This is a genomic window from Halopseudomonas sp. T1L2, from assembly GCF_055397385.1.
On record NZ_AP040865.1, the window covers coordinates 3,477,089 to 3,501,538 of the forward strand.

Annotated in this window: 21 protein-coding genes; 16 read left to right on the top strand and 5 right to left on the bottom strand. The window is 62.1% G+C overall.

The window, feature by feature from the left end; translation table 11 throughout:
- The first annotated feature begins 184 nt into the window (after positions 1-184).
- Genes ACZ5WQ_RS16405 through ACZ5WQ_RS16415 form a run of 3 tightly spaced genes read left to right on the top strand, consistent with a single transcriptional unit; the run spans position 185 to position 2,658 of the window.
- Positions 185-1,201 (top strand): aminoglycoside phosphotransferase family protein, encoded by a 1,017-nt coding sequence (locus tag ACZ5WQ_RS16405; RefSeq protein WP_285677483.1) that lies wholly within the window; start codon positions 185-187, stop codon positions 1,199-1,201.
- Positions 1,201-1,866, top strand: coding sequence for an N-acetylmuramate alpha-1-phosphate uridylyltransferase MurU (murU, locus tag ACZ5WQ_RS16410; protein ID WP_285677482.1), 666 nt, complete (start codon positions 1,201-1,203; stop codon positions 1,864-1,866). Before ACZ5WQ_RS16405 ends, murU begins: the two co-directional genes overlap by 1 nt.
- 3 nt (positions 1,867-1,869) lie before the next feature.
- Positions 1,870-2,658 (top strand): DnaJ domain-containing protein, encoded by a 789-nt coding sequence (locus ACZ5WQ_RS16415; protein WP_228245517.1) that lies wholly within the window; start codon positions 1,870-1,872, stop codon positions 2,656-2,658.
- Positions 2,659-2,662: 4 nt separating this feature from the next.
- On the opposite strand, the gene ACZ5WQ_RS16420 is transcribed toward ACZ5WQ_RS16415, so the two are convergent.
- Positions 2,663-3,622, bottom strand: a complete 960-nt coding sequence (locus tag ACZ5WQ_RS16420; RefSeq protein WP_464382695.1) for a DUF3530 family protein — start codon at positions 3,620-3,622, stop codon at positions 2,663-2,665.
- A gap of 96 nt (positions 3,623-3,718) precedes the next feature.
- Here ACZ5WQ_RS16420 and rpe point away from each other — a divergent pair, with 96 nt between their 5' ends.
- The 8 genes from rpe (at position 3,719) to ACZ5WQ_RS16460 (ending at position 10,932) form a co-directional block, all read left to right on the top strand.
- Positions 3,719-4,393 (top strand): ribulose-phosphate 3-epimerase, encoded by a 675-nt coding sequence (gene rpe, locus ACZ5WQ_RS16425; RefSeq protein ID WP_088274372.1) that lies wholly within the window; start codon positions 3,719-3,721, stop codon positions 4,391-4,393.
- Between the two features lies 1 nt (position 4,394).
- Entirely contained in the window at positions 4,395-5,075 is a 681-nt protein-coding gene (locus ACZ5WQ_RS16430; RefSeq protein WP_269688090.1) for a phosphoglycolate phosphatase, read from the top strand.
- Between the two features lie 176 nt (positions 5,076-5,251).
- Entirely contained in the window at positions 5,252-6,730 is a 1,479-nt protein-coding gene (gene trpE, locus ACZ5WQ_RS16435) for an anthranilate synthase component I (RefSeq protein WP_088274375.1), read from the top strand.
- A gap of 12 nt (positions 6,731-6,742) precedes the next feature.
- Positions 6,743-7,339: an aminodeoxychorismate/anthranilate synthase component II gene (locus tag ACZ5WQ_RS16440; RefSeq protein ID WP_464382696.1), complete on the top strand. Its 597-nt coding sequence runs from the start codon at positions 6,743-6,745 to the stop codon at positions 7,337-7,339.
- Between the two features lie 18 nt (positions 7,340-7,357).
- Positions 7,358-8,404, top strand: coding sequence for an anthranilate phosphoribosyltransferase (trpD, locus tag ACZ5WQ_RS16445; RefSeq protein WP_285677479.1), 1,047 nt, complete (start codon positions 7,358-7,360; stop codon positions 8,402-8,404).
- A complete protein-coding gene (gene trpC / locus ACZ5WQ_RS16450; protein WP_285677478.1) occupies positions 8,401-9,195 on the top strand; it encodes an indole-3-glycerol phosphate synthase TrpC in 795 nt (264 codons plus the stop codon). Before trpD ends, trpC begins: the two co-directional genes overlap by 4 nt.
- Before the next feature lie 589 nt (positions 9,196-9,784).
- Positions 9,785-10,360, top strand: a complete 576-nt coding sequence (locus tag ACZ5WQ_RS16455; RefSeq protein ID WP_228245512.1) for a cytochrome b — start codon at positions 9,785-9,787, stop codon at positions 10,358-10,360.
- Complete coding sequence (locus ACZ5WQ_RS16460) at positions 10,357-10,932, top strand: YceI family protein (protein WP_228245511.1); 576 nt, start codon at positions 10,357-10,359, stop codon at positions 10,930-10,932. Before ACZ5WQ_RS16455 ends, ACZ5WQ_RS16460 begins: the two co-directional genes overlap by 4 nt.
- 205 nt (positions 10,933-11,137) lie before the next feature.
- On the opposite strand, the gene ACZ5WQ_RS16465 is transcribed toward ACZ5WQ_RS16460, so the two are convergent.
- Positions 11,138-12,052, bottom strand: a complete 915-nt coding sequence (locus ACZ5WQ_RS16465) for a LysR family transcriptional regulator (RefSeq protein ID WP_285677475.1) — start codon at positions 12,050-12,052, stop codon at positions 11,138-11,140.
- A gap of 234 nt (positions 12,053-12,286) precedes the next feature.
- Here ACZ5WQ_RS16465 and ACZ5WQ_RS16470 point away from each other — a divergent pair, with 234 nt between their 5' ends.
- Both ACZ5WQ_RS16470 and ACZ5WQ_RS16475 read left to right on the top strand, forming a co-directional pair.
- Positions 12,287-13,471, top strand: a complete 1,185-nt coding sequence (locus ACZ5WQ_RS16470) for an acyl-CoA dehydrogenase (protein WP_088274389.1) — start codon at positions 12,287-12,289, stop codon at positions 13,469-13,471.
- A gap of 174 nt (positions 13,472-13,645) precedes the next feature.
- Positions 13,646-14,824 carry a CaiB/BaiF CoA transferase family protein gene (locus tag ACZ5WQ_RS16475; RefSeq protein ID WP_335600274.1) on the top strand — a complete coding sequence of 393 codons (1,179 nt, stop codon included), beginning with the start codon at positions 13,646-13,648 and terminating at the stop codon, positions 14,822-14,824.
- On the opposite strand, the gene ACZ5WQ_RS16480 is transcribed toward ACZ5WQ_RS16475, so the two are convergent.
- Positions 14,814-15,590 (bottom strand): GntR family transcriptional regulator, encoded by a 777-nt coding sequence (locus tag ACZ5WQ_RS16480; RefSeq protein ID WP_104738719.1) that lies wholly within the window; start codon positions 15,588-15,590, stop codon positions 14,814-14,816. The two genes, ACZ5WQ_RS16475 and ACZ5WQ_RS16480, sit on opposite strands and share 11 nt — an antisense overlap.
- Positions 15,591-15,793: 203 nt before the next feature.
- Between ACZ5WQ_RS16480 and ACZ5WQ_RS16485 the strand changes: the two genes are divergently transcribed.
- From ACZ5WQ_RS16485 to ACZ5WQ_RS16495, 3 genes are all read left to right on the top strand, one after another.
- Positions 15,794-17,488 carry an L-lactate permease gene (locus tag ACZ5WQ_RS16485; RefSeq protein WP_269688083.1) on the top strand — a complete coding sequence of 565 codons (1,695 nt, stop codon included), beginning with the start codon at positions 15,794-15,796 and terminating at the stop codon, positions 17,486-17,488.
- 72 nt (positions 17,489-17,560) lie between these two features.
- Complete coding sequence (gene lldD / locus ACZ5WQ_RS16490) at positions 17,561-18,715, top strand: FMN-dependent L-lactate dehydrogenase LldD (RefSeq protein ID WP_464382697.1); 1,155 nt, start codon at positions 17,561-17,563, stop codon at positions 18,713-18,715.
- Between the two features lie 12 nt (positions 18,716-18,727).
- Complete coding sequence (locus tag ACZ5WQ_RS16495) at positions 18,728-21,535, top strand: FAD-binding and (Fe-S)-binding domain-containing protein (RefSeq protein WP_464382698.1); 2,808 nt, start codon at positions 18,728-18,730, stop codon at positions 21,533-21,535.
- Positions 21,536-21,594: 59 nt separating this feature from the next.
- Here the strand turns inward: ACZ5WQ_RS16495 and ACZ5WQ_RS16500 are convergent, their stop codons facing one another.
- Together ACZ5WQ_RS16500 and ACZ5WQ_RS16505 are read right to left on the bottom strand one after the other, a co-directional pair.
- The gene (locus ACZ5WQ_RS16500; protein WP_104738723.1) at positions 21,595-22,632 is read right to left on the bottom strand and encodes a hypothetical protein; all 1,038 of its coding nucleotides are present in this window, start codon (positions 22,630-22,632) and stop codon (positions 21,595-21,597) included.
- Positions 22,629-24,443: a hypothetical protein gene (locus ACZ5WQ_RS16505; RefSeq protein ID WP_464382699.1), complete on the bottom strand. Its 1,815-nt coding sequence runs from the start codon at positions 24,441-24,443 to the stop codon at positions 22,629-22,631. Before ACZ5WQ_RS16505 ends, ACZ5WQ_RS16500 begins: the two co-directional genes overlap by 4 nt.
- Between the last annotated feature and the right edge of the window lie 7 nt (positions 24,444-24,450).

Here is a 24,450-nt window from a genome sequence, read left to right on the forward strand (position 1 = left end):
GGCTTCCAGTCGGTGCGTGCTCGCGACGCCTTGTGCGAGGAGAATGCAATCTGCATGCTGTGTCAGTCGAGCAAGATAACGGATAATAAAGCATCAAGCGATGCCTGATCTAGGAATGGACTGAATTAATGATGCTGCTTTCCGGCTTCGCCGGCGGTGGCGAAGACGCAGAAGTGGGAGAGCGATGGATTCACGACAGCAACAGATGCAACTTTGGCTGGATCAGGTATTGCCGCAGGCTGCCGCTGCACTTGGATGGACAGACCTGCCCGCCGGCGTGCTGTCTGCGGCCAGTGCCGATGCCAGTTTTCGCCGCTACTTTCGCTGGCAGGCCGGTGAGCGCAGCCTGATTGTCATGGATGCGCCGCCCGAGCACGAGAATACCGAGCCCTTTGTGCGCATTACCCGGCTGTTGCAGGACGCGGGCGTGCGGGTGCCGCGGTTGTTCGCCGAGGACCTGCCGCAGGGCTTTCTGCTGTTGGAGGACATGGGCGCCAAAACCTACCTGCAGACCATCGAGCAGGGCGTTGCGCCGGCAGAGCTTGAGCGGATGTTTGCCGCAGCGATCACCAGCCTGATTCGCTGGCAGCTCGCCAGCCGCCCCGGTGTGTTGCCCGACTACGACGAAGCGGTGCTGCGCCGTGAGCTGGCCCTGTTTCCGGACTGGTACGTCGGGCGCGAACGGGGGCGAAGTCTGTCTGCCGAAGAGCAATCGTTGTGGGATCAGGTACAGGCGCTGCTGCTCGACAGCAATCTTGGCGAGTCCAGGGTCTACGTTCACCGCGACTATATGCCGCGCAACCTGATGACCGCCGAGGGTGAGCCGGGTGTGCTCGACTTTCAGGACGCGCTTTACGGCCCGGTCAGTTACGACGCTACCTCGCTGTTTGCCGATGCCTTTTTCAGTTGGCCCGCGGCGGAGCGCAGCCAATGGCTATCGCGCTACTGGCAGCAGGCGCGGGCCGCCGGGGTGCCGGTGCCGGATGAGCTGGATACGTTCCTGGCCCAGGCGCGCCTGATGGGCGTGCAGCGTCACCTGAAGGTATTGGGTATCTTTGCCCGGATCTGCCACCGCGACGGCAAGCCGCATTACCTGCAGGATGCACCGCGCTTTGTCCGTTACCTGCGTGATGCCTGTGCCGCCGACACTCGGCTGGCCCCGCTGGCTGCGCTGCTCGACAGTCTTGGGCTGGAGCCATGATGAGAGCCATGGTGCTGGCGGCCGGCAAGGGCGAACGGATGCGGCCGCTGACCTTGCATACGCCCAAGCCGCTGCTGCCGGTAGCCGGTAAGCCGCTGTTGCAGTGGCACCTTGAGGCCTTGCGCGCGGCCGGGGTGAGTGAGCTGGTGATCAATCACGCCTGGCTGGGCGAGCAGATCGAGCGTTATTTCGAGGATGGCAAGCGCCTTGGCGTGAATATTCGCTGGTCTGCCGAGGGTGAGCCGCTGGAGACCGGAGGGGGGATTCGCAAGGCGCTCCCGCTGCTGGGTGATGCACCCTTTATTCTGGTCAATGGCGATGTCTGGACCCGCTATGACTTCGCGCAGCTGGCGCTGTCCGAAGGCATGTTGGCGCATCTGGTGCTGATCGATAATCCCGTGCATAACCCGAGTGGCGACTTTTTGCTTACCGATGGCATGGTCGGCAACCCGGCTGCCGGGCAGGCGGGCCTGACCTACAGCGGCATTGCGGTATTGCACCCCGAGTTGCTGGCGGGGCATCCGGAAGGGGCCTTTGCGCTGGCGCCACTGCTGCGTGCGGCAGCGGCGCAGGGGCGGGTCAGTGGCGAGCATTTTCGTGGTGCCTGGATTGATGTCGGCACGCCGGAGCGGCTGGCCGATGCTGAGCGTGTGGCGAGGGGCTGAGCGATGCTGTGGCCGGTAACCGTATTGGGTGCGCTGGTGGGCGGTCTCGGCGGCGCTGTGCCCGGCGCTGTCCTTGGCGCGGTAGTCGGGCACGCGCTGGATCGTCATTGGCAGCTGCGTCACTGGCGCGATCTGCCGGAGCGTCTGGCTCAGGTACGTGGCGCCGGTAACAGTTTCGAGCGTGTGCTGTTTCTGTGCGTGGGGCGGCTGGCCAAGGCCAGTGGCCGTGTGACCCAGGCCCATCTGCAGCTGGCGCGGGATCTGATGCAGCAGTATCGGCTGGACGGTGACGCCAGGCTGCGAGCCATGCACGACTTCAACGAAGGCAAGCGTAGTGATGACCTGGTCAAACTGGTACGCGCCCTGTGTCGCCGTGAGCCGGGGCGCGCGGCGGAACTGATGGATTGTTGCTGGCGGATGGCGGTGCTGCCTGGTCGCCTGAACGACGAGGTTCAGGGGCTGCTGGCAGGGTGGTCAAAGGTTGCCGGGCTGGGGCAGGCCGAGCAGCAGCGCATGCATCAGCGTCATCAATACAGTCGCCAGACTCAGGGCGGTCGTGCAGCGGTTGCGCAGGAGGACCGCATTCAGCAGGCGGCCAGCATACTCAAGGTCAGCCCCGATGACTCACCGGAGGCGATCAAGCGCGCCTATCGTCGTCAGCTCAGCTTGCACCATCCGGACAAGCTGGCCGCCCGTGGGGGCAGCGCCGCCCAGCAGCGCGGGGCGGGTGAAAAAATACGACAGATTCAGCAGGCCTACGAGACATTGCGTCGTCATCGCGGCTTTCGCTGAGCGCTCAGGGAGCGGCCACTGGCGGTGGCGGCGGTTGATAGTGGCTGGTGAGCCAGGTGCGCAGGTGCTTGTCCAGCATGTCGGCGGCAAAGGCGGATCGCTCCAGTGGCGCGAGATCCAATTGCTGGTAGGTCTGCTGCCCCTTGCGGCGGGCGATACGCAGGTGCTCACCTGCCATCAGCCGGTCGGGGGTGACTTCCAGATTCAGCATGTCCAATAGTGGACGCGTATTCGTTTCCAGCAAGCTGTCGAGGGTCGGCTCCGGGGCTGATGCCGGCTGCCGGGTCTGATACAGCATCAGGGTCGCTGGTGGCTGATCGGCAGCGCCGGTGCTGGCGGTCAGCAGCGCCCAGTAGGCTGATTCGTTGCGGGCAATGAGGTGTACCTGATGGGCGCCTTCACCCTCAAGTACTTGCAGGCCGGCGCGGATGAGCGCCGTGACCCGTTCGCTGTAGCGCGCCTCGGGCGGCGGCTCTGGTGCGGCATCGACCTGATCGCTGGCGGCCAGCATGGCATCGGCCGGCACGATCTCCGGCGTCGCCTCCTCGCTCGGTGCGGCCGACTCGACCGGTTCCGGCGGGACGTCAACAATGGGCTCGCGCGGCGCTTCGGGCAGGCTGATGGCCAGGGTGTGCCAGCCGGCGTCGCTGAGACTGATGCGGGCGGGGCCGATCAGCTCGGGCCAGTTGGCGTGCTCTCCAGCCCCGGCAATCAGCAAAATGCCGCCGAGTGGCTCGGGGCGTGCGGCAGGCAGAAACAGTCCCAGCCGTGACTCGCCGGCGAACTCGAGCTGCCGTTGTTCGCTGATTGGCGTTTCGCGCTTGAGTGTCTGCTGGTACTGAAGGTCGCGGGACAACGCGTGCGATCGCTCGGGGGCAGTTGCCTCCGGTGACGGCGTTGCTGGCTCCTGGGCCTGGGCGATACCGGCAAGGCAGAGCAGGGCAATGAGGATTGGCGCGCGCATGGGGTCCGTCTCGGTCCGAAGTCCTGATGAGTATAACCACGACGGATAGGGTAAACTGGCCGGCATTTCCGTGTCTGCCCCTGCCGAGGTTCTCCCATGCTCGATTACGCCATTGCGCCGTCCATTCTGTCCGCCGACTTTGCCCGCCTGGGTGAGGATGTTGATCGGGTGCTGGCCGCCGGTGCCGACATCGTCCATTTCGATGTCATGGACAACCACTACGTGCCGAACCTGACAATCGGGCCGATGGTCTGCTCGGCGCTGCGTAAGTATGGCGTCACCGCACCTATCGATGTGCACCTGATGGTCAAGCCGGTCGATCGCATCATTGGTGATTTCCTCGAGGCGGGTGCCAGCTACATCACGTTCCACCCGGAAGCCTCCGAACACATCGACCGCTCCCTGCAGCTGATCAAGGACGGCGGCGCCAAGGCCGGTCTGGTATTCAATCCTGCGACCTCGCTGGATGCGCTCAAGTACGTGATGGACAAGGTCGACATGGTGCTGCTGATGAGCGTCAACCCGGGCTTTGGTGGCCAGAAGTTCATCCCGGGCACCCTGGACAAGCTGCGTGAGGCGCGTGCGCTGATCGATGCCAGTGGTCGCGAAATTCGTCTGGAGATCGACGGTGGCGTCAACGAGCAGAACATCCGCGCCATCGCCGAAGCCGGTGCCGATACCTTCGTCGCCGGTTCGGCGATCTTCAACAAGCCGGATTACAAGGCGGTGATCGACAGCATGCGTGCGGAGCTGGCACAGGCCAAGCGCTGAGATGTCGTTGCTGCGCGAGCTGTTCGGTGGCGAGCTGCCGAACCTGGTGATGTTTGATCTGGACGGTACTCTGATTGACTCGGTGCCGGATCTGGCGGCGGCGGTGGATGTGATGCTGGGTCAGCTTGGTCGTGACGCCGCGGGCGTCGAGCAGGTCCGTCACTGGGTCGGCAACGGTGCGCGAGTATTGGTGCGTCGGGCGCTGGCCGGCGATATCGAGCACGCGCACATCGGCGAGGCTGAGACCGAGCAGGCGCTGGCGCTGTTTCTCGAGGCTTACGCCGGCGATCACTCGCGCAGCACGGTTTACCCGGGCGTTCGCGCGTTGCTTGACCGGCTGCAGGGTGAGCAGGTGCCACTGGCACTGATCACCAACAAGCCGAGTCGCTTCGTGCCGGAGCTGCTGGCGGACAAACAACTGGACGGTTATTTCCGCTGGCTGGTTGGCGGCGACACCCTGCCGGTGCAGAAGCCCGACCCGGCTGCGCTTCATTGGGTCATGCAGCAGGCTGGTGTTGAGGCTGGGCAGGCGCTGTTTGTCGGCGATTCCCGCAGTGACGTACTGGCGGCGAAGGCGGCCGGGGTGCCGGTGGTGGCGGTCAGCTACGGCTACAATCACGGCCGGCCGATTGCCTCGGAGAACCCGGATTTGCTGGTTGATTCGCTTGACGCGCTCATATAGGCTTGCTCGGGTGTCCCGACCAGTGATGGATCAGCCGTGTTTGTCAGCAATCGCAAACTGATGAGAGTTATCAAGGCGCTCGCCCGCTGGCGTTGGCGTACCTGAACTGTCCTCGCTCGCTCCCGAGTGCGAGCACCCCTGTTTGCGTATGACTTACCCTGCCTTTGAGGCTGATCATGACCCGAGACGAATTCCTTCGCCTGGCTGCCCAGGATTGCAACCGTGTACCCGTTGTACGCGAGGTGCTGGCAGATCTTGAAACCCCGCTGTCCACCTATCTGAAACTGGCCGACGGTGCCTACTCCTACCTGCTGGAGTCGGTGCAGGGCGGCGAGAAATGGGGGCGTTATTCCATTATCGGCCTGCCGGCGCGTACCGTGCTGCGCGTCGATGGCCATACCGCAACCGTGCTGGTCGACGGCGTCGAGCAGGAGCGCCACGAGTGCGCCGATCCGCTGGATTTCGTCGAGACCTTCAAGGCCCGTTACCGGGTGCCGAGCATTCCGGGTCTGCCGCGCTTCAATGGCGGGCTGGTTGGTTATTTTGGCTACGACTGTGTGCGCTATGTTGAGCCGCGTCTGGCCGCGACCGTTAACCCGGATGTGCTGGGTACCCCGGACATCCTGCTGATGGTGTCCGATGAGGTTGTCGTATTCGACAACCTGGCCGGCAAGCTGCACGCTATCGTACTGGCCGACCCAAGCGCCGATGATGCCTTCGAACAGGCCAATGCCCGGCTCGATCAACTGCTTGAGCAGCTGCGCCTGCCGACCCCGGCGCGCAAGCTGATTGATTTGGCTGCGCCGGTCGATACCGACCTGGAATACCGCGCCAGCTTCACCCGTGAGGATTACGAGCGGGCGGTCGACACCATCAAGGAATACATCCTTGCCGGTGACTGCATGCAGGTGGTGCCGTCCCAGCGCATGAGCATCGACTTCAAGGCCGAGCCGATTGATCTGTACCGGGCGCTGCGCAGCCAGAATCCGACGCCTTACATGTACTTCTTCAACTTCGGCGACTTCCACGTGGTTGGCAGCTCTCCCGAAGTGCTGGTGCGCGTCGAAGAAGGTGAAGTCACCGTCCGCCCGATTGCCGGCACCCGCCCGCGCGGCGCGACCGAAGAAGCCGATCTGGCGCTGGAGCAGGACCTGCTGTCCGACGCCAAGGAAATCGCCGAGCACCTGATGCTGATCGACCTGGGCCGCAATGACGTTGGCCGTGTGGCGCAGATCGGCAAGGTCAAGGTGACCGAGAAGATGGTCATCGAACGTTATTCCAACGTTATGCACATCGTCTCCAACGTGCAGGGCCAGCTCAAGCCGGAACTGACCGCGATGGACGCGCTGCGCGCCATTCTGCCGGCGGGCACCCTGTCCGGCGCGCCGAAGATTCGCGCGATGGAAATCATCGACGAGCTGGAGCCGGTCAAGCGCGGCGTCTACGGCGGCGCGGTCGGCTACTGGGCGTGGAACGGCAATATGGACACGGCCATCGCGATTCGTACCGCGGTGATCAAGGATGGCGAACTGCACGTACAGGCTGGTGGCGGCATTGTGGCTGACTCGGTGCCCGCGCTGGAGTGGGAAGAGACCATCAACAAGCGTCGCGCCATGTTCCGTGCGATTGCCCTCGCTGAACAATCGGCCCGGTAAAGGAGAAACGCCATGCTGCTGATGATCGATAACTACGACTCCTTTACCTACAACGTGGTGCAGTACCTCGGCGAGTTGGGTGCCGACGTCAAGGTTGTGCGCAACGACGAACTGACCGTCGCCGAGATCGAAGCCCTCAATCCCGAGCGCATCGTCGTCTCGCCCGGTCCGTGCACGCCCAACGAAGCGGGAGTCTCGGTGCCGGTGCTCAAGCACTTTGCCGGCAAGCTGCCGATTCTCGGCATTTGCCTCGGCCACCAGAGTATCGGCCAGGCCTTTGGCGGTGATGTGGTGCGTGCCCGTCAGGTCATGCACGGCAAGACCAGTCCGGTCTACCATGAAGGCTTGGGCGTGTTTGCCGGCCTCAATAATCCGCTGACCGTGACCCGCTACCACTCGCTGGTAATCAGCCGCGACACGCTGCCCGGCTGCCTGGAGCTGACGGCCTGGACCCAGCATGAAGACGGCAGCGTTGACGAAATCATGGGCGTGCGCCACCGCGAATACATGATCGAGGGCGTGCAGTTTCATCCCGAGTCGATCCTGTCCGAGCAGGGGCACGAGATGCTCGCCAACTTCCTCAAGCAGCAGGGCGGCATGCGCCGCTGACCAGCAAGGAGAGACGGTATGGATATCAAGACAGCCCTCGGCAAGGTGGTCGATCAACTGGATCTGTCCACCGAGGAAATGCAGGACGTCATGCGCCAGATCATGACTGGCCAGTGCACCGACGCACAGATCGGCGGCTTTCTGGTTGCCCTGCGCATGAAGAGCGAGACCCTCGACGAGATTACCGGCGCAGCCAAGGTCATGCGCGAGCTGGCCTCCGGGGTGAAGATCAACGCCGAGCGCCTGGTCGACACCTGCGGCACCGGCGGTGACGGCGCCAACATCTTCAACGTGTCGACCGCCGCCGCGCTGGTGGTAGCCGCTGCTGGCGGCAAGGTCGCCAAGCACGGTAACCGTGCGGTATCCGGCAAGAGCGGCAGCGCCGACCTGCTGGAGGCGGCAGGCGTGAACCTCAATCTGACGCCCGAGCAGGTTGCGCGCTGTGTCGAAAGCGTCGGTGTCGGCTTCATGTTTGCGCCAGCCCATCACGGCGCGATGAAGCATGCCATCGGCCCGCGCCGCGAACTGGGCATGCGCACCATCTTCAACATGCTCGGCCCGATGACTAATCCTGCCGGGGTCAAGCATCAGGTCATCGGTGTATTTACCCAGGCGTTGTGCCGGCCGATTGCCGAGGTGCTCAAGCGCCTCGGCAGCGAGCACGTGCTGGTGGTGCACTCCAAGGATGGGCTGGACGAGCTGAGTCTGGCGGCGACCAGTCATATCGCCGAGCTGAAAGACGGTGAAATCCGCGAGTACGACGTCAGCCCGGAAGAACTCGGCATCAAGAGCCGCTCGCTGATCGGTCTGACGGTCGATGACGCGGCGGGCTCGCTCAAGCTGATCCGCGATGCGCTCGGCAAGCGCGAAACCGAGGCCGGTGAAAAAGCGGCCGATATCATCATTCTCAATGCCGGTGCGGCGCTGTACGCGGCAGATCATGCGACCAGTCTGCTCGAAGGCGTAAAGCTCGCCTCCGATGCGCTTTATTCAGGTCTGGCGCGGGAAAAACTCAACGAACTTATCGCCTTCACCGAAGTATTCCGAGAGGAAGCAGCACAATGAGCGTGCCGACCATCTTGCAGAACATCGTCGCGCGCAAGCACGAGGAAGTGGCAGAGCGTCTTCAGCAGCGTAGCCTGGCCGAGCTGGAGCAGCTGGCTGCTGCAGCCTCGCCTGCCCGAGGCTTTGCCAAGGCCATTCAGGACGCCGCTGCGGCGCAGCGTCCGGGCGTGATTGCCGAGATCAAGAAAGCGTCACCGAGCAAGGGCGTGCTGCGCGAGGATTTCCAGCCCGCCGAGATCGCTGCCAGCTACGAAGCAGGTGGTGCGGTCTGCCTGTCGGTGCTGACCGATGTCGACTTCTTCCAGGGCCATGACGATTACCTGCAGCAGGCCCGTGCCGCCTGTTCGCTGCCGGTGATCCGCAAGGACTTTATGGTCGATCCGTATCAGATCGTCGAAGCCCGTGCGCTGGGTGCCGACTGTGTGCTGCTGATCGCTGCCTGTCTGGACGACGTGCAGATGGGCGAGCTGGCAGCGACCGCAAGGCAGTACGGTCTGGATGTGCTGGTCGAGGTGCACGATGCCGCCGAACTGGAGCGCGGCCTCAAGCTGGATACCCCGCTGATCGGCATCAACAACCGTAACCTGCATACCTTCGAGGTGACGCTCGACACCACTCTGGAGCTGATCCCGCAGATTCCACGCAACAAGACGCTGGTCACCGAAAGTGGCATCCTGCATCGCACCGATGTGGAGCTGATGCTCGCACATGAGGTCTACGGCTTTCTGGTTGGTGAGGCCTTTATGCGCGCGGCCAATCCGGGGCAGGAGCTCAAGCGACTGTTTTTCTGATCTGCGACGTCAGCATTGAAAGAACCTCCTTCGGGAGGTTTTTTTGTGGTTTGGCGCTTCCGTTCGGGGAAGATAGATAGGATCTTAGACTACTGCGTTTATCCGCCTGCTCGGATGGTGGAGTGTGCACTGTGGTTCGTCCCGTTTACGCGGGCGAGTAGCGGAGGGTTGGCGGGAAAAAGAGCGGCAGTCTGTTTGAGGCTCGCAGAGCCGAGTTCTGCCGATCCCCGCCAAGCCGAGCAACGCAGCGAACCCGAAGGGCCGCGTAGCCGGGTGCCCGGGGGGATCGCCAAGGGGGGCTGGGCAAGCAGCCCCCCTTGGCTCGCCGTGAAGGCGAAAGGCGGATTTAGCTGCCGCGCGATGTCGAAAACGTCCAACTGATTGTGTTCTTCTTCACGTTGGCCCATCACAAAAACATCGAAAAGCGTCCTCCCTGAGTGATCCTTTCAGGGATGCGTCTTTCGGTGCCCTCAACAAAGCATACTGCCAGGCTGAAATATCGAGAAACCTGTTTGGTGGGAACCAATTTTTGCGCTTTTTATCTTATTCAGCCGATGGGATTATCTCGCCCATCGCAGGTGAGGTGACTATGCAGTGGCGTAACAGCAAGGACAGATTCGGCTGGCTGGCAATGAGCCTGCACTGGGTCATGGCGGTGATGGTCCCAGGGCTTGCAGCTGTCGGTCTGTGGATGACCAGCCTCAACTATTACAGCCCCTGGTATACCAGTGCGCCGTTCTGGCACAAAAGCGTAGGGCTGGTGTTTGCGGCTCTGTTGCTGGTTCGTCTGCTTTGGCGCTGGTTGTCTCCGGCGCCGGCAGCGTTGCCCACTCACTCGCGCGTCGAGCGAATGGCAGCAGGCACTGCGCAGTGGCTGATGTACGCCGCTATGCTGATCATTGTGATCAGCGGCTATCTGATTTCGACCGCCAAGGGTAGCGGCGTTAGCCTGTTTGGCTGGTTCGACGTGCCGGCGCTGATCAGCGGCTTGCCGGAGCAGGCCGATCGGGCGGGTGCCGTGCACTACTGGCTGGCGCTCGGGTTGCTGGGGCTCGCCGGGCTGCATGCGCTGGGCGCGCTCAAGCATCACCTGATCGACAAGGATAATACTCTGCGGCGCATGCTCGGCATGCGGCTGCGCAACTCGACGGAGAATGGCAAATGAAGAAACTGATGGTTGCAGCCACCCTCGGTGGTTTGATGATGGCAGGTGGCCTGGCGCAGGCCGCGGACTACCAGATCGACAAGCAGGGGCAGCACGCCTCGGTCAACTTCAAGATCAGCCACCTGGGCTACAGCTGGATCTACGGCCGCTTCAACGACTTCGACGGCACCTTCAGCTGGGACGCTGCCAAGCCTGAGGCCAGCAGCGTCAACGTCACCCTGAACACCGCCAGCGTCGACACCAACCACGCCGAGCGTGACAAGCATATCCGCAGCGCCGACTTCCTCAATGTCGAAGAACACGGCACTGCCACCTTTGCTTCCACTGCCATCGAGATGACTGGCGAAGATACCGCCAAGGTAACCGGCGATCTGACCCTGAACGGTGTCACCAAACCGGTGGTGCTGGACGCGCGCTTCATCGGCGAAGGTGACGACCCATGGGGTGGCTACCGCGCCGGCTTTGATGCGACCACGACGCTGAAGCTGGCCGATTTCGGTATCACGTACAACCTCGGGCCGGCGTCTGAAACCGTCGACCTGATCATTACTGTCGAAGGTATTCGCCAGTAATCGCGGTAACTAGTTCATGTGTGCTTCAGGGGCCTTCGGGCCCCTTTTTTTTTGAGCTGCAAGCTTCAAGCTGCAAGCAAAACCCGTGCGGGGCTCCATCGCGCGGGGGTATTCAGGCGGAGGTAGCTGCTCGACGCTACGGACACTCTCAGGACGCCGCCGCCCATCCGGTTCTGCTTGCAGCTTGCAGCTTGCCGCTAACAACTTACATCTTGAAGCTTGCCGCCTCCTTAACCCAGGCGCGCGCCTGCTGCAGAATCCAGTCGCGGAACGCCAGCAGCGCAGCCGATTCGGCCTTGCGCTCGGGGATCACCAGGTAGTAACCGTTGTCGGTCTCGAAGCTGCGTGGGCAGGGGCTGATCAGGCGGCCGTCTGCCAGTTCCTGGCGGATCAGAAATGGCGGGATCAGCGCGATGCCCATGCCGTGCATCGCGGCTTGCGCGAGCATCGAGAACAGTTCCAGCCGGGTACCGTTGAGGTCGTGTTCGACGCGCATGTCAGCGGCGGCGAACCACTGGCGCCAGGCATAGGGGCGGGTGGTCTGCTGCAGCAGTGGCAGTTGGGCGATGTCCTCGGGCGTCAGCTCGCGCGCAGGGGCGATCAGCTCCGGGCTGCACACCGGAATCGGCGCTTCGGGCATCAGGTAGTGGGTTTGCGTACCGGACCAGTCGCCATCACCGAAATAGATGGCGGCATCGAATTCGGTATCGGCGAACAGGAACGGCCGCGTACGGTTGGTCATATTGACGGTGATCTGCGGATGCTGGCGCAGGAAGTGACTGAGCCGCGGCAGCAGCCACTGGGTACCGAAGGTGGGGACCAGGGCCAACTCCAGGGTGGCGGTGCCCTGATTACCCATCACCGACAGGGTGTCGCGCTCGACAGCATCCAGCCGGCTGGCGATTCGACGGCTGTATATCTGTCCGGCGTCAGTCAGTTTCACACCGCGGCGGGTACGGCGAAACAGTTGAATATCAAGGAATGCTTCGAGGTTGGCGATCTGGCGACACACCGCGCTCTGGGTCAGCGAGAGTTCCTCGGCAGCCTTGGTGAAGCTCTCATGGCGAGCGGACGACTCGAAGCAGATCAGGGCCTGGGTCGGAGGGATCTTGCGGCGCATGGGGCGGGCTCCTTCGGAGCAGCGATAAGCTATAAGTATCAAGCGGCAAGCTGTCCGTGCGCTGAGCCGGGGTTGCTTGCAGCTTGTCGCTATGCAATTGTTCGGAGTTCCAATTTAGCACAGGTGTCTGCATAAAAGACGCTTGTTTGCTGGTTTCTCTGTGCGTAGAGTCACTGACACATTATGGTTCCCCAGTGGAACCCCATCACCCGTAAAACGAATATCGGAGAGCTCATGGCCGCATCCAAGGCAAGTTTCAACTGGGAAGATCCGCTGCTGCTGGATCAGCAACTGACTGAAGAAGAGCGCATGGTGCGTGACAGTGCACGCCAGTACTGCCAGGACAAACTCATGCCGCGGGTGCTGAACTCGTTCCGTAACGAGCAGACCGACGTGGAAATCTTCCGCGAAATGGGCGAGCTGGGCCTGCTGGGTGCAACCATTCCGACCGAGTACGGCGGAAGCGGCTTGAACTATGTCTGCTACGGTCTTATCGCCCGTGAAGTCGAGCGCGTTGATTCCGGTTACCGTTCGATGATGAGTGTGCAGTCCTCGCTGGTGATGGTGCCGATCAACGAATTTGGCAGTGAAGAGCAGAAGCAGAAGTATCTGCCCAAGCTGGCCAGTGGTGAGTTCATCGGCTGCTTTGGTCTGACCGAGCCGAACCATGGCTCCGATCCGGGCTCCATGGTCACCCGTGCACGCAAGACCGAGGGCGGTTACCTGCTCAAGGGTGCCAAGATGTGGATCACCAACAGCCCCATTGCTGACGTGTTCGTGGTCTGGGCAAAAACCGACGACGACGTCATCCGTGGCTTCATTCTGGAGAAAGGCTGGAAAGGTCTGAGCGCGCCGGCGATCAAGGGCAAGGTTGGCCTGCGTACCTCCATCACTGGTGAGATCGTGATGGAAGACGTGTTCGTTCCGGAAGAAAACATGCTGCCGCACGTGACCGGTCTGAAAGGTCCGTTCACCTGCCTGAACTCCGCCCGTTACGGTATCTCCTGGGGCGCGCTGGGTGCCGCCGAGTTCTGCTGGCACACCGCCCGTCAGTACACCCTGGACCGTCTGCAGTTTGGTCGTCCGCTGGCGCAGACTCAGCTGGTACAGAAGAAGCTGGCTGACATGCAGACCGAAATCACCCTGGCTCTGCAAGGCTGCCTGCGTCTGGGCCGCATGAAGGACGAAGGTACTGCTGCGGTGGAAATCACCTCGATCATGAAGCGCAACTCCTGCGGCAAGTCGCTGGACATCGCCCGCGTTGCCCGCGACATGCTGGGTGGCAACGGTATCTCCGACGAATACGGTGTGATCCGTCACGTGGTCAACCTGGAAGTGGTTAACACCTATGAAGGTACCCACGACGTACACGCGCTGATCCTCGGCCGTGCGCAGACTGGCCTGCAAGCCTTCTTCTGAAGGCGGGCAGGCAGCTGCAAGCTTTAAGCTGCAAGCGACAAGCCGTTCTGAGTTGGTTCGGCTTGTCGCGTTCTCCTCACGCTGCATTGGCGTACCGCTAGTACCCTTATCTTCGTATCCCGCACGGCCAGCTTGTGGCTTGAAGCTTGCCGCTTGAAGCTTGGAGCTAAAGACATGAGTGCATTATCCGGTTTACGCGTCCTCGACCTGTCCCGCGTGCTGGCTGGCCCATGGGCCGGGCAGATGCTGGCTGATCTGGGGGCGGATGTGGTCAAGGTGGAACGGCCGGGGGCGGGTGATGACACCCGTGCCTGGGGGCCGCCGTATCTGCGTGATGCCGATGGTCGCGATACCTCCGAGGCGGCGTACTTTCTGTCGGCCAACCGCAACAAGCGCTCGATTACCATCGACTTTACCCAGCCCGAGGGGCAGCAGCGGGTGCGTGAGCTGGTGCAGCGCGCAGATGTGCTGATCGAGAACTTCAAGGTTGGCGGGCTGGCGGCCTATGGGCTGGATTACCAGAGCCTGCAGGCGCTCAATCCGCGCCTTATCTACTGCTCGGTGACCGGCTTCGGCCAGCAGGGGCCGTATGCCAAACGCGCAGGCTATGACTTCATGATTCAGGCCATGGGTGGCCTGATGAGCATCACCGGCAAGGCAGACGGGGAGGATGGTGCCGGGCCGGTCAAGGTCGGCGTGGCGCTGACCGATATTCTCACCGGGCTCTACGCCAGCAATGCCATTCTCGCCGCACTGGCTGAGCGTGAGCGCAGCGGTCAGGGCCAGTACATCGATCTGGCGCTGCTGGATGTGCAGATCGCCTGCCTCGGTAACCAGGCGCTGAACTATCTCACCACGGGCGTGCCGCCCAGGCGGCTGGGCAACGCTCATCCGAACATCGTCCCGTATCAGGATTTCCCGACCGCCGATGGTGACTTCATCCTGACGGTGGGTAACGACGGCCAGTTCCGCAAGTTCTGCGAGGTGGCGGGGCACCCGGAGTGGGCGACTGATCCGCGCTTTGTCAGCAACGCTGCTCGGGTTGCCAACCGCGCCGAGCTGATTCCGTTGATCCGCCAGGTGACGGTATTTCGCACCACCGCCGAATGGATTGCGGCGCTGGAGCAGGCGGGCGTGCCCTGCGGGCCGATCAATGATCTGGCGCAGGTGTTTGCCGATCCGCAGGTGCAGGCGCGGGGTACGCGCATTCGCATGGCCCACCCGCTGGCCGGTGAGGTGGACCTGGTCGCCAACCCGATCAGACTGTCGCGCACGCCGGTTGACTACCGGCGCCCGCCGCCGCTGCTGGGTGAGCACAACAGCGAGGTGTTCGCTGACTGGCTCAGCGACTGATCGGCCGCTCGCGTCTCTGCGCGCGCGCCAGCCGTCTGCTTTCCTCCTCCCGCTCTTCCAGCACGTCCTGCACGTAGCTGATGTGCTCGCTGGCGATGCGTCTGGCATCGTCGGCGCGGCCCTGCATGATGGCGTCGAACAGCGCCTGATGCTGCGCGACCAGCATCCGCCGAGTTTCGCTGCGCAGCGCATACATGCCGCCGATATTGGTTACCACATTGCGTTTGAGCAGGTCGAACAGGCCGCGAATGGTGTGCAGCAGCACCAGGTTGTGGCTGGCTTCGGCAATTGCCAGGTGAAAGCGCGCGTCGGCGGCGCCTTCCTCGGCGCGTGACGCCTTGCCCTCGCGGGCGTAGCAGGCCTGCAGGGCGTCAAAGGCGCTCTGCAGGTGCTGGCGGTCCAGATCGGTAGCGCGCAGCGCGGCGTAATAGGCGCAGTCGGCTTCCAGCGTGTGGCGGAACTCCAGCAGGTCTCGGTGCGCTTCCGGATGACCTTCGAGCAGGCTGAGCAGGGGATCGCTGAAGCTTGAACCGAGTGAATCGCTGACATAGTTGCCGCCGCCCTGGCGGCTGATCAGCAAGCCCTTGGCGACCAGTTTCTGTACTGCCTCGCGCAGCGACGGGCGGGACACGCCGAACTGCTCGGCCAGCGCGCGCTCGGCCGGCAGGCGCTGCCCCGGCTGCAGCGTGCCCTCAAGGATCATGGTTTCCAGTTGCTCGACGATGTTGTCCGACAGTCTGCGCTGTCGAATCTGACCTACTTCCATTTTTGTTCCTTTGGTCTGACCAATCGCCTGTAGAGGGTAACCAGCATGACCTTTACAGGCAACCCGTCAGGATTGATCTATACCAAAGTCTAGCGTTATGGGTTTGACATGGCTCTGGTGCTTTTTTAATCTGGTCATCCATTTTTGTAAATTGGTCTTACCAATTGGTGCTCGACCGCCAATAACAACTACAGGAGCGCTCCATGTCTTCCGGTTTCCTTGCCCTCATGGCTTTTGCCCCGATCCTGCTTGCAGGTGTATTGCTGATCGGTCTGCGCTGGCCGGCGCGTCGCGCCATGCCGCTGGTGTATCTGCTCAGCGCCGGGATCGCGCTGTTTGTCTGGGATATGAGTTTCAACCGGGTGCTGGCGTCGACCCTGCAGGGCCTGGTCGTCACCGTGGGGGTGCTGTGGATCATTTTTGGCGCGATTCTGCTGCTGAACACCCTCAAGCATTCGGGCGGTATCACCGCGATTCGTGCCGGGTTTACTACCATCAGCCCTGACCGCCGCATTCAGGCGATCATCATCGCCTGGCTGTTTGGCTGCTTTATCGAAGGTGCGTCCGGCTTCGGCACCCCGGCGGCGATTGCCGCGCCGCTGCTGGTGGCGATCGGTTTCCCGGCGATGGCTGCGGTGCTGATGGGCATGCTGGTGCAAAGCACGCCGGTGTCCTTTGGTGCGGTCGGTACGCCGATCATTGTCGGGGTCAACACCGGGCTGGATCACGCCGCGATCGGCGAGCAGCTGGCCGCCAACGGCTCAAGCTGGGACGCCTACCTGCAGCTGATCACCAGCCAGGTAGCCATCGTGCATGCGCTGGTCGGTACGGTCATGCCGCTGGTTATGGTCATCATGCTGGTGCGCTTCTTCGGCAAGGACAAAAGCTGGCGCGCGGTATTCGAGGTGCTGCCGTTTGCTCTGTTTGCCGGCCTGTCGATGACCATTCCCTATCTCATCAGCGGCTTGCTGCTCGGCCCCGAGTTTCCGTCGTTGATCGGTGGTCTGGTCGGTCTGGCAGTGGTGACCAGCGCCGCGCGTTTCGGTTTTTTGGTACCCAAGCGTCAGTGGGACTTTGCGCCCCGCGACAGCTGGCCGGAGGCCTGGATGGGCACGATCGAGATGAAGCTGGAAGAGCTGACTGCGCGCCCCATGAGCAGCTTCCGTGCCTGGCTGCCCTACCTGCTGGTCGGTGTGCTGCTGGTGATCAGCCGGGTGTTCCCCGAGGTCAGCACCGCGTTCAAGTCGGTGGCCATCAACTTTACCGATATTCTTGGTGAGACCGGTGTCAGCGGTGGGGTTCAGCCGCTCTATCTGCCGGGCGGCATCCTGGTCATGGTGGTGATCGCGACCTTCTTCCTGCATCGCATGAAGGTCCGTGAGCTGGGCAAGGCGCTTGGCGAGTCCGGTGGCGTGCTGCTGAGTGCCGGTTTTGTGCTGCTGTTTACCGTGCCGATGGTGCGTATCCTGATCAACTCCGGAGTGAACGCGGCTGACCTGCCAAGCATGCCGATTCTGATGGCCCGTTATGTGGCCGACAGCGTCGGTGGCATCTACCCGTTGCTGGCGCCGACCATCGGTGCGTTGGGCGCGTTCCTCGCGGGCTCCAATACCGTCTCGAACATGATGTTCAGCCAGTTTCAGTTTGGCGTGGCCAGCAACCTTGGCCTGTCGACCGCGTTGATCGTGGCGGTGCAGGCCGTGGGGGCCGCTGCCGGCAACATGGTGGCGATCCACAACGTGGTGGCTGCCTCGGCAACTGTGGGTCTGCTCGGCCGTGAGGGCACCACCCTGCGCCGGACTGTCTGGCCGACTCTGTACTATGTGCTGATGACTGGTGTGATTGCGCTGTTTGCTGCCTATGTGCTGGGTGTCAGCGATCCGCTGATGGCTGGTTGATGTGTTGACTGCTCGCGCCCCGGCCCTGGCTGCCGGGGCGTTGCCCGTTGAAGAACCGATGAGAGTTTGCTGATGATCATTTCTGCCTCGACCGATTACCGCGCCGCCGCTCAGCGCCGACTGCCTCCCTTTCTGTTTCACTATATCGACGGTGGGGCCTATGCCGAGCACACGTTGAAGAAGAACGTCGAGGATCTGGCCGGTATTGCTCTGCGGCAGCGGGTGCTGAAGAACATGTCGGAGCTGAGCTTGGAAACCCGTCTGTTCGATGAAGCCCTGAGCATGCCGGTGGCGCTGTCACCGGTCGGCCTGACCGGCATGTACGCCCGTCGCGGTGAAGTGCAGGCGGCGCGCGCAGCAGCTGACAAGGGCATTCCCTTTACCCTGTCGACCGTCTCGGTCTGTCCGATTGAAGAAGTTGCACCGGCGATCAGTCGCCCGATGTGGTTTCAGCTCTATGTGTTGAAGGATCGCGGATTCATGAAGAATGCGCTGGAGCGCGCCAAGGCCGCCGGCGTGACCACCCTGGTGTTCACCGTCGACATGCCGGTGCCCGGTGCGCGCTATCGTGACGCGCACTCGGGCATGAGCGGCCCGAACGCCGCGATGCGTCGTTACCTTCAAGCTGTGACCCATCCGCGCTGGGCCTTTGATGTGGGGCTGCTCGGCAAACCGCACGACCTGGGCAATATCTCCGCCTACCGGGGCAATCCGACAGGCCTGGAAGACTACATGGGCTGGTTGGGTGCCAACTTCGATGCGTCCATCTCCTGGAAAGATCTGCAGTGGATTCGTGACTTCTGGGACGGCCCGATGGTGATCAAGGGCATTCTCGATCCGGAAGACGCCCGCGATGCGGTGCGCTTTGGTGCCGACGGTATAGTGGTATCCAACCACGGCGGCCGTCAGCTCGATGGCGTACTGTCCAGCGCGCGAGCGCTGCCGGCGATTGCCGATGCGGTTAAAGGTGACCTGAAGATTCTGGTCGACTCGGGTATTCGCACAGGTCTGGACGTCGTCCGTATGCTGGCGCTCGGCGCCGACTGCACCATGCTCGGCCGCGCCTTTATCTACGCGCTGGCGGCTGATGGTGAGGCGGGCGTGAGCAGTCTGCTGGAGCTGATCGAAAAAGAGATGCGGGTGGCAATGGTACTGACCGGTGCCAAATCCATCAGTGAGATCAACGCCGATCTGCTGGTGCGTGAACTGCAGCATCTGAGCAAGTAATACGGAGATAGCATGAGCCTGCCTGCCGACTTTCTGACCGGCGCCCGTCGCCTGATTCCGCCCGAGCGTCTGTTCGACGATCCGCTGTCGACCCTGGCGTTTGGCACCGACGCCAGCTTTTATCGGCTGATTCCCAAGCTGGTGGTGCGGGTCGAGTCGGAGGCAGAGGTGGTGCGTCTGTTGCATCTGGCCACCCGGCATAAGGTGCCGGTCACTTTCCGTGCGGCGGGCACCAGTCTGTCCGGACAGGCGATCAGTGACTCGGTACTGATCGTGCTGGGCGATTACTGGAACGGTCGGGAGATTCGCGACGGTGGTAATCAGATTCGCCTTCAGCCTGGCGTAATCGGCGCGCAGGCCAACGCTGTACTGGCGCCGCTGGGGCGCAAGATCGGGCCGGACCCGGCCTCGATCAACGCGTGCAAGATCGGCGGCATTGTTGCCAACAACGCCAGCGGCATGTGCTGTGGCACGGCGCAGAACAGCTACCAGACGCTGGCTGGTATGCGTCTGGTGCTGGCCGATGGCACCGTGCTGGACAGTGAGGACGAACGCGGTGTGGCGGCCTTCCGCCAAAGTCACGGCGCGCTGCTTGAGCAACTGGCCGAGCTGGGCCGCGAAACCCGCGCCAATACCGCGCTGGCCGAGCGGATTCGCCACAAGTATCGGCTGAAGAACACCACCGGGTTGTCGCTTAACGCGCTGGTCGATTTTGACGATCCGCTGGATATCCTCACCCACCTGATGGTCGGCTCTGAAGGCACCCTCGGTTTTATCAGCTCGGTGACCTACAACACCGTTCCCGAATACCCGCACAAGGCCAGTGCGCTGATCGTGTTTCCGGATGTGGACACCTGCTGCCGCGCAGTACCGGTGCTCAAGCAGCAGCCGGTGGCAGCGGTGGAGCTGCTGGATCGCCGCAGTCTGCGCTCGGTGCAGGATCAGCCGGGGCTGCCGGGTTGGGTGGCTGCGCTGTTGGATGGCGCCTGTGCGCTGCTGATCGAGTCGCGCGCCGCCAGTCAGTCGCTGCTGCACGAGCAACTGGCGCAGATCCGCGCGGCGCTGGCCCCGTTCCCGGTCGAGCAGCAGGTGGATTTTACCGAAGATCCGGCGGTCTCCGGACAGCTGTGGGCGATTCGCAAGGGCACCTTCCCGGCGGTTGGTGCAGTGCGCGCGACCGGAACCACCGTGATCATCGAAGACGTCACCTTCCCGGTCGAGCAACTGGCGGCCGGTGTACACCGGCTGATCGAATTGTTCGAGAAGCACGGGTACGACGAGGCGATCATCTTTGGCCACGCGCTGGAGGGCAACCTGCACTTCGTGTTTACCCAGGGCTTCGAGGACCCGGCGCAGGTCGCCCGTTACGAAGCGTTCATGGGCGATGTGGCCGAACTGGTCGCGATCGAGTTCGGTGGTTCGCTCAAGGCCGAGCACGGCACCGGCCGCAATATGGCGCCGTTCGTTGAAAAGGAGTGGGGCAGCGACGCCTATCAGTTGATGTGGCGCATCAAGCGGCTGCTTGACCCGCAGGGCATCCTGAACCCGGATGTGGTGCTGTCCGATGACCCGCAGATTCACCTGAAAAACCTCAAGCCGCTGCCGGCCGCGAACGACATCGTCGACAAGTGCATCGAGTGCGGCTTCTGTGAGCCAGTCTGCCCGAGCAACGGCCTGACCCTGACGCCGCGCCAGCGCATCGTCATCTGGCGCGATATTCAGGCAAAAAAGCGCGCGGGTATCGATACCCGTGAGCTGGAAACCGCCTACCAATATCAGGGCATCGACAGCTGCGCCGCGACCGGCCTGTGCGCCGAGCGCTGCCCGGTGGGCATCAATACCGGCGATCTGGTGCGTGAGCTGCGCGCCTCGCAAGCGGCTTACCCGGATCGCGCCAACTGGCTGGCCAAGCACTTTGCCGGTGCACTCAAGGGCGTGCGGTTTACCCTGCGCGCCGCAGATCTGGCCCACCGCCTGCTCGGCGCACCGCGTCTGCAGCGCTGGAGCGAGGGCGCGCGCAAGCTGTCTGGTGCGAGCCTGCCGAGCTGGACGCCGGCAATGCCGCAGCCGGTCAAACTGATTCCGCCGCTCGATCAATGGCAAAGCGGCAAGCCGCGGGTGGTTTACCTGCCGGCCTGTATCTCGCGCAGCATGGGGCCGGCGCGCAGCGACAGCGAGCAGATGCCGCTGATCGACAAGACCTGGGCGCTGCTGGAAAAGGCGGGCTATGAAGTCGTACTGCCGGCGCAGCTCGATGGCTTGTGCTGCGGCCAGCCGTTTGCCTCCAAGGGCTATCCCGAGCAGGCCGAGGCCAAGCGCAACGAGCTGCTTGCAGCGCTGCGCGAGGCTAGCCGCAACGGTCAGGATCCGATCTACTGCGACACCAGCCCCTGTACGCTGAGTCTGATCAATGGCGAGGCCGATGGGTTGGATATCTTTGATCCGGTGCGCTTTATCCGCACCCATCTGTTCCAGCGGCTGGAGTTCACTCCCCAGGCCGGGGCGGTCGCGGTGCACGTAACCTGCAGTACCCAGCATCTGGGCGAGGGGCAGGCGCTGATCGAGATCGCCCGGCGCTGCAGTACCAACGTCGTGGTGCCGGAAGGGATTCACTGCTGCGGCTTTGCCGGCGACAAGGGCTTCAACCTGCCCGAGCTGAATGATCATGCACTGCGCACGCTCAAGCCGGTGGTGCAGCATTGCAGCGAGGGGGTATCAACCAGCCGTACCTGCGAGATCGGGCTGTCCAGCCATAGCGGCGTGGACTATCACAGTCTGGTCTATCTGGTGGATCGGGTTACCTGTCCGAAGAGTGACTGAGGTCATTAAGTGTTTTGGTGGAATGCTTCCGTCACCGAGGGTGACGGAAGCGCTTATGACTAGAGGCTATCAATTTGAAGATTCATGCGCGCTAGCATCCGACTGCTGGTCCTTGAGTCGTCGAGTTTGCTCAGGTCACGAAGCCGAACGGTCTCCTTCGGCTCGATGCTGAGCTCAAAACCATCCTCCTTGCCCAGCAAAATGTCGCTAATCAATTCGCATACATCTTCCAGGTCTCTGGCCAGGTCTCCGCGCTCGCATTGCTTTACCTGTTGCTCGACCTGCCGTTCGTAGTGCTCGCTGCGTTGCTTATCCGCGTCGCCGCGTGTTGGGTCAAGTGGTGTGTTATAGCGCTGTTGTAAGGCGATGCTGCGGGAGACAAGCCCTCTGTCCTTCATGGTAAAACGGATCGCTTCAATCTCAATCCTGTCAATGGTCTGTCCAAGCTCTTCAAGGCTCTGCAGTATCTGGTAGCCATTTTCTGCAGATGTCAGTGTGCGCTGCAAGCCTCGCAGCTGGCGATTCAAGCCCCGCTGGCCTGCCAGCCGGTAGCTGATTTGGCTGTCAAAAAGTTCTGGCAGAGCAACGTTGATTGCGGTTTCCACGACGCCCGCATCATCATCGACATCGACAAACAGGTCCACGTCGAACGGTGGGACGAAAGTTAGTCCACTATTGAGCGCAGGTTGGAATCCGCCTACTGCGTTAGCGAAACCGCGGTCGATATTTCGCCCGGCTATCGCGCTGAACTGCCTGAAGTCAGAGAAGGCCTCTTGCTCGGCGTTGACACCACGGAATTGTAGGCGAATTCGGGTGCGTTCATCCTCGTCGAGCAGGTCGCTAACAATGATTTCCTTTGCTCGGATGGCGGCGTTACTGTCGCCGATGTCCAATTCCACGTCGAATATACTGACGCGCCCGCCAAATGGGCTGGAGGATACTTTGGACCAGTGCAGCCTATTTTCTATTTGTGCATCATAGGCCCAGTCTTCCAGTTTCTTTTCTGCCTTATTGCCGGCGTATACGGATAGCCCGGCGTAGGTGGCGGCAATCAGAGCAGCGGCTCCTCCGGCAATCAGAAAGATCTTTTTGTTCATCGTGCTGCTCCTGTGGTCGCGGCTTGATCCGGTCTTGCGCGCTTGATCAGCTCCTCCGCTTCTTCGGGAGTCCAGTCAGGGTTCCCGATCCGGTAGCGGGTGAGTGCCAATGGGTCTTTCAAGTCTGCACATTGTTCTTCTGAGCAAGATTGGATGCTGTCAGCTGTAATCAGGGTCAGCGGTAGGTTTTGGTCGTCTTTGCGCTCGGGATCCAGCTGGGCGCTGCCCTTGATCAGATGCCATCCTTGTTCGATCTGGTCGGTATGCTCATTGCTCAATAGCACCGCTTGATAGGGATACCCAATTAGCCAGCCATCATCCTGTTCCTTGCCGATCTCTACTATCTGGCTATAGGTGGCTGTTCCGCCGCGCATCATCCGCAGGTAGCTGCCAGACCCGGTTGGGCTGTAGCTGGCGTCCTCGGTCATGCTTGCGTACAGTTCTTCGGGCCGGCGGACGTCGTTTCGCAGCTGACTGTACAGGCGAAGTTGTTGCTCTGCCTGCTGGGCCATCAGTTCACGCTGGCGCTGCTCCTCGCGCAAGCGTTCTGCCTCGGCTCTGCGTTGTTCTTCCGATTCCTTACGTTCGAAAGCAAACAAGTGGTTGGTGGCACGCTGCGGGTTGTATTCCCACTTTTTGCTGCGGTAGTGGCGCGACAGGCTGATATCGTAAAGCCAGAAGTCCCTGTTTCTTTCCATTAGCCCTTTGTTCAGGTCGCGCATGGCGTACAGGTGGGTGTTTCGAATGCCTGGTGCGACCTGGTCAAGGCGAGTGGCGGCTAGATCGACCGTGGTCTTGATCGAGTCCAGTTCGCGGAAAAGGTCGCGGTTTTCCGTCAAAGCAATCACAGTGGCGTTGTTGGATTGCCATTGACCGTTGTAGCTGCGGTTCAGTCGGAGCAGGTAGTAGGTCTGGCTGGCGGGCTCGCTGTGCAGTAGCTGCAGCAGGTTCCTATCCTGATCGAAGCCGACGATGGGTAGAGCCGGTGGGGGAGCATCGAACGCCAGACCAGCCAAGAAATGAGCGTCACCAGTTCTACTGAGCAGCACACCGTCGCTGCGGGTCAGCGTCAGCGAACCGGGGCCTGAGGCATAACCATCAGCGTCGCAGGTGACGCCGGAAGACACCGCCCTGACGTTCTCGGTGCCATCTTCAAGCTTATCGGCAAGGCGGAAGCGGCAGCCGTTCTGATCGCGCACCTCGGTCAGGAAATCGACCTGAGCAAACGCGTCCTTCTGCAGTGGCGGCGTCCAGCCTGCCACGCTGAAAACAGTCGGTGGCGCGGCAACTGCGGTGGCTGTTGCTGGTTCGGTGGGCGACTCAGGTGCTGGCTCAGTGGCGGACGCCGCTTCTGCGACCGGACTCGGTGTCGGTTCGGCAACCGGTGCCGCGACAGGAACAATAGGAGCCTTGGATACTGGTGGCGGACTGGCGGTGGCCGTGGTTGCACTTTCAACGGCTGGAGTGGCCGCAGAGGCGACCGGGTCCGGCGCGGGTGCGGTGGTTTGCGCGATCCAGCCTCCGGCCTGCGATGCGCTGCCGTTGTTTAATGTACTGCCGCTGCTGTCGGTGCTGACCCAGCTGAGTTGGCTCGCAGCCGGACACTGGCTTGCCAGCAGCCCGCCAAGTTTAGGCAGCAGGCGGCCTACTGCGCTGGGGTCGGTTACGTCGCTGGTAAAGGCAAAGCGCAGTTGCAGTGCGTCGCTGCACCATTGCGCGTTGTCAGCATGTACCACGAATACTTCAAGGTTTTCTGCCTTCGAGTATGCCAGGCGGTAGTCCGCGGCATGGGCTGTTGACGCCAGTGCCAACAGACTC

Coding starts and splice junctions, on each gene's coding strand:
- ACZ5WQ_RS16405 (WP_285677483.1), top strand. CDS start 185: ATGGATTCACGACAGCAACAGATGCAACTTTGGCTGGATCAGGTATTG.
- murU (WP_285677482.1), top strand. CDS start 1,201: ATGAGAGCCATGGTGCTGGCGGCCGGCAAGGGCGAACGGATGCGGCCG.
- ACZ5WQ_RS16415 (WP_228245517.1), top strand. CDS start 1,870: ATGCTGTGGCCGGTAACCGTATTGGGTGCGCTGGTGGGCGGTCTCGGC.
- ACZ5WQ_RS16420 (WP_464382695.1), bottom strand. CDS start 3,622: ATGCGCGCGCCAATCCTCATTGCCCTGCTCTGCCTTGCCGGTATCGCC.
- rpe (WP_088274372.1), top strand. CDS start 3,719: ATGCTCGATTACGCCATTGCGCCGTCCATTCTGTCCGCCGACTTTGCC.
- ACZ5WQ_RS16430 (WP_269688090.1), top strand. CDS start 4,395: ATGTCGTTGCTGCGCGAGCTGTTCGGTGGCGAGCTGCCGAACCTGGTG.
- trpE (WP_088274375.1), top strand. CDS start 5,252: ATGACCCGAGACGAATTCCTTCGCCTGGCTGCCCAGGATTGCAACCGT.
- ACZ5WQ_RS16440 (WP_464382696.1), top strand. CDS start 6,743: ATGCTGCTGATGATCGATAACTACGACTCCTTTACCTACAACGTGGTG.
- trpD (WP_285677479.1), top strand. CDS start 7,358: ATGGATATCAAGACAGCCCTCGGCAAGGTGGTCGATCAACTGGATCTG.
- trpC (WP_285677478.1), top strand. CDS start 8,401: ATGAGCGTGCCGACCATCTTGCAGAACATCGTCGCGCGCAAGCACGAG.
- ACZ5WQ_RS16455 (WP_228245512.1), top strand. CDS start 9,785: ATGCAGTGGCGTAACAGCAAGGACAGATTCGGCTGGCTGGCAATGAGC.
- ACZ5WQ_RS16460 (WP_228245511.1), top strand. CDS start 10,357: ATGAAGAAACTGATGGTTGCAGCCACCCTCGGTGGTTTGATGATGGCA.
- ACZ5WQ_RS16465 (WP_285677475.1), bottom strand. CDS start 12,052: ATGCGCCGCAAGATCCCTCCGACCCAGGCCCTGATCTGCTTCGAGTCG.
- ACZ5WQ_RS16470 (WP_088274389.1), top strand. CDS start 12,287: ATGGCCGCATCCAAGGCAAGTTTCAACTGGGAAGATCCGCTGCTGCTG.
- ACZ5WQ_RS16475 (WP_335600274.1), top strand. CDS start 13,646: ATGAGTGCATTATCCGGTTTACGCGTCCTCGACCTGTCCCGCGTGCTG.
- ACZ5WQ_RS16480 (WP_104738719.1), bottom strand. CDS start 15,590: ATGGAAGTAGGTCAGATTCGACAGCGCAGACTGTCGGACAACATCGTC.
- ACZ5WQ_RS16485 (WP_269688083.1), top strand. CDS start 15,794: ATGTCTTCCGGTTTCCTTGCCCTCATGGCTTTTGCCCCGATCCTGCTT.
- lldD (WP_464382697.1), top strand. CDS start 17,561: ATGATCATTTCTGCCTCGACCGATTACCGCGCCGCCGCTCAGCGCCGA.
- ACZ5WQ_RS16495 (WP_464382698.1), top strand. CDS start 18,728: ATGAGCCTGCCTGCCGACTTTCTGACCGGCGCCCGTCGCCTGATTCCG.
- ACZ5WQ_RS16500 (WP_104738723.1), bottom strand. CDS start 22,632: ATGAACAAAAAGATCTTTCTGATTGCCGGAGGAGCCGCTGCTCTGATT.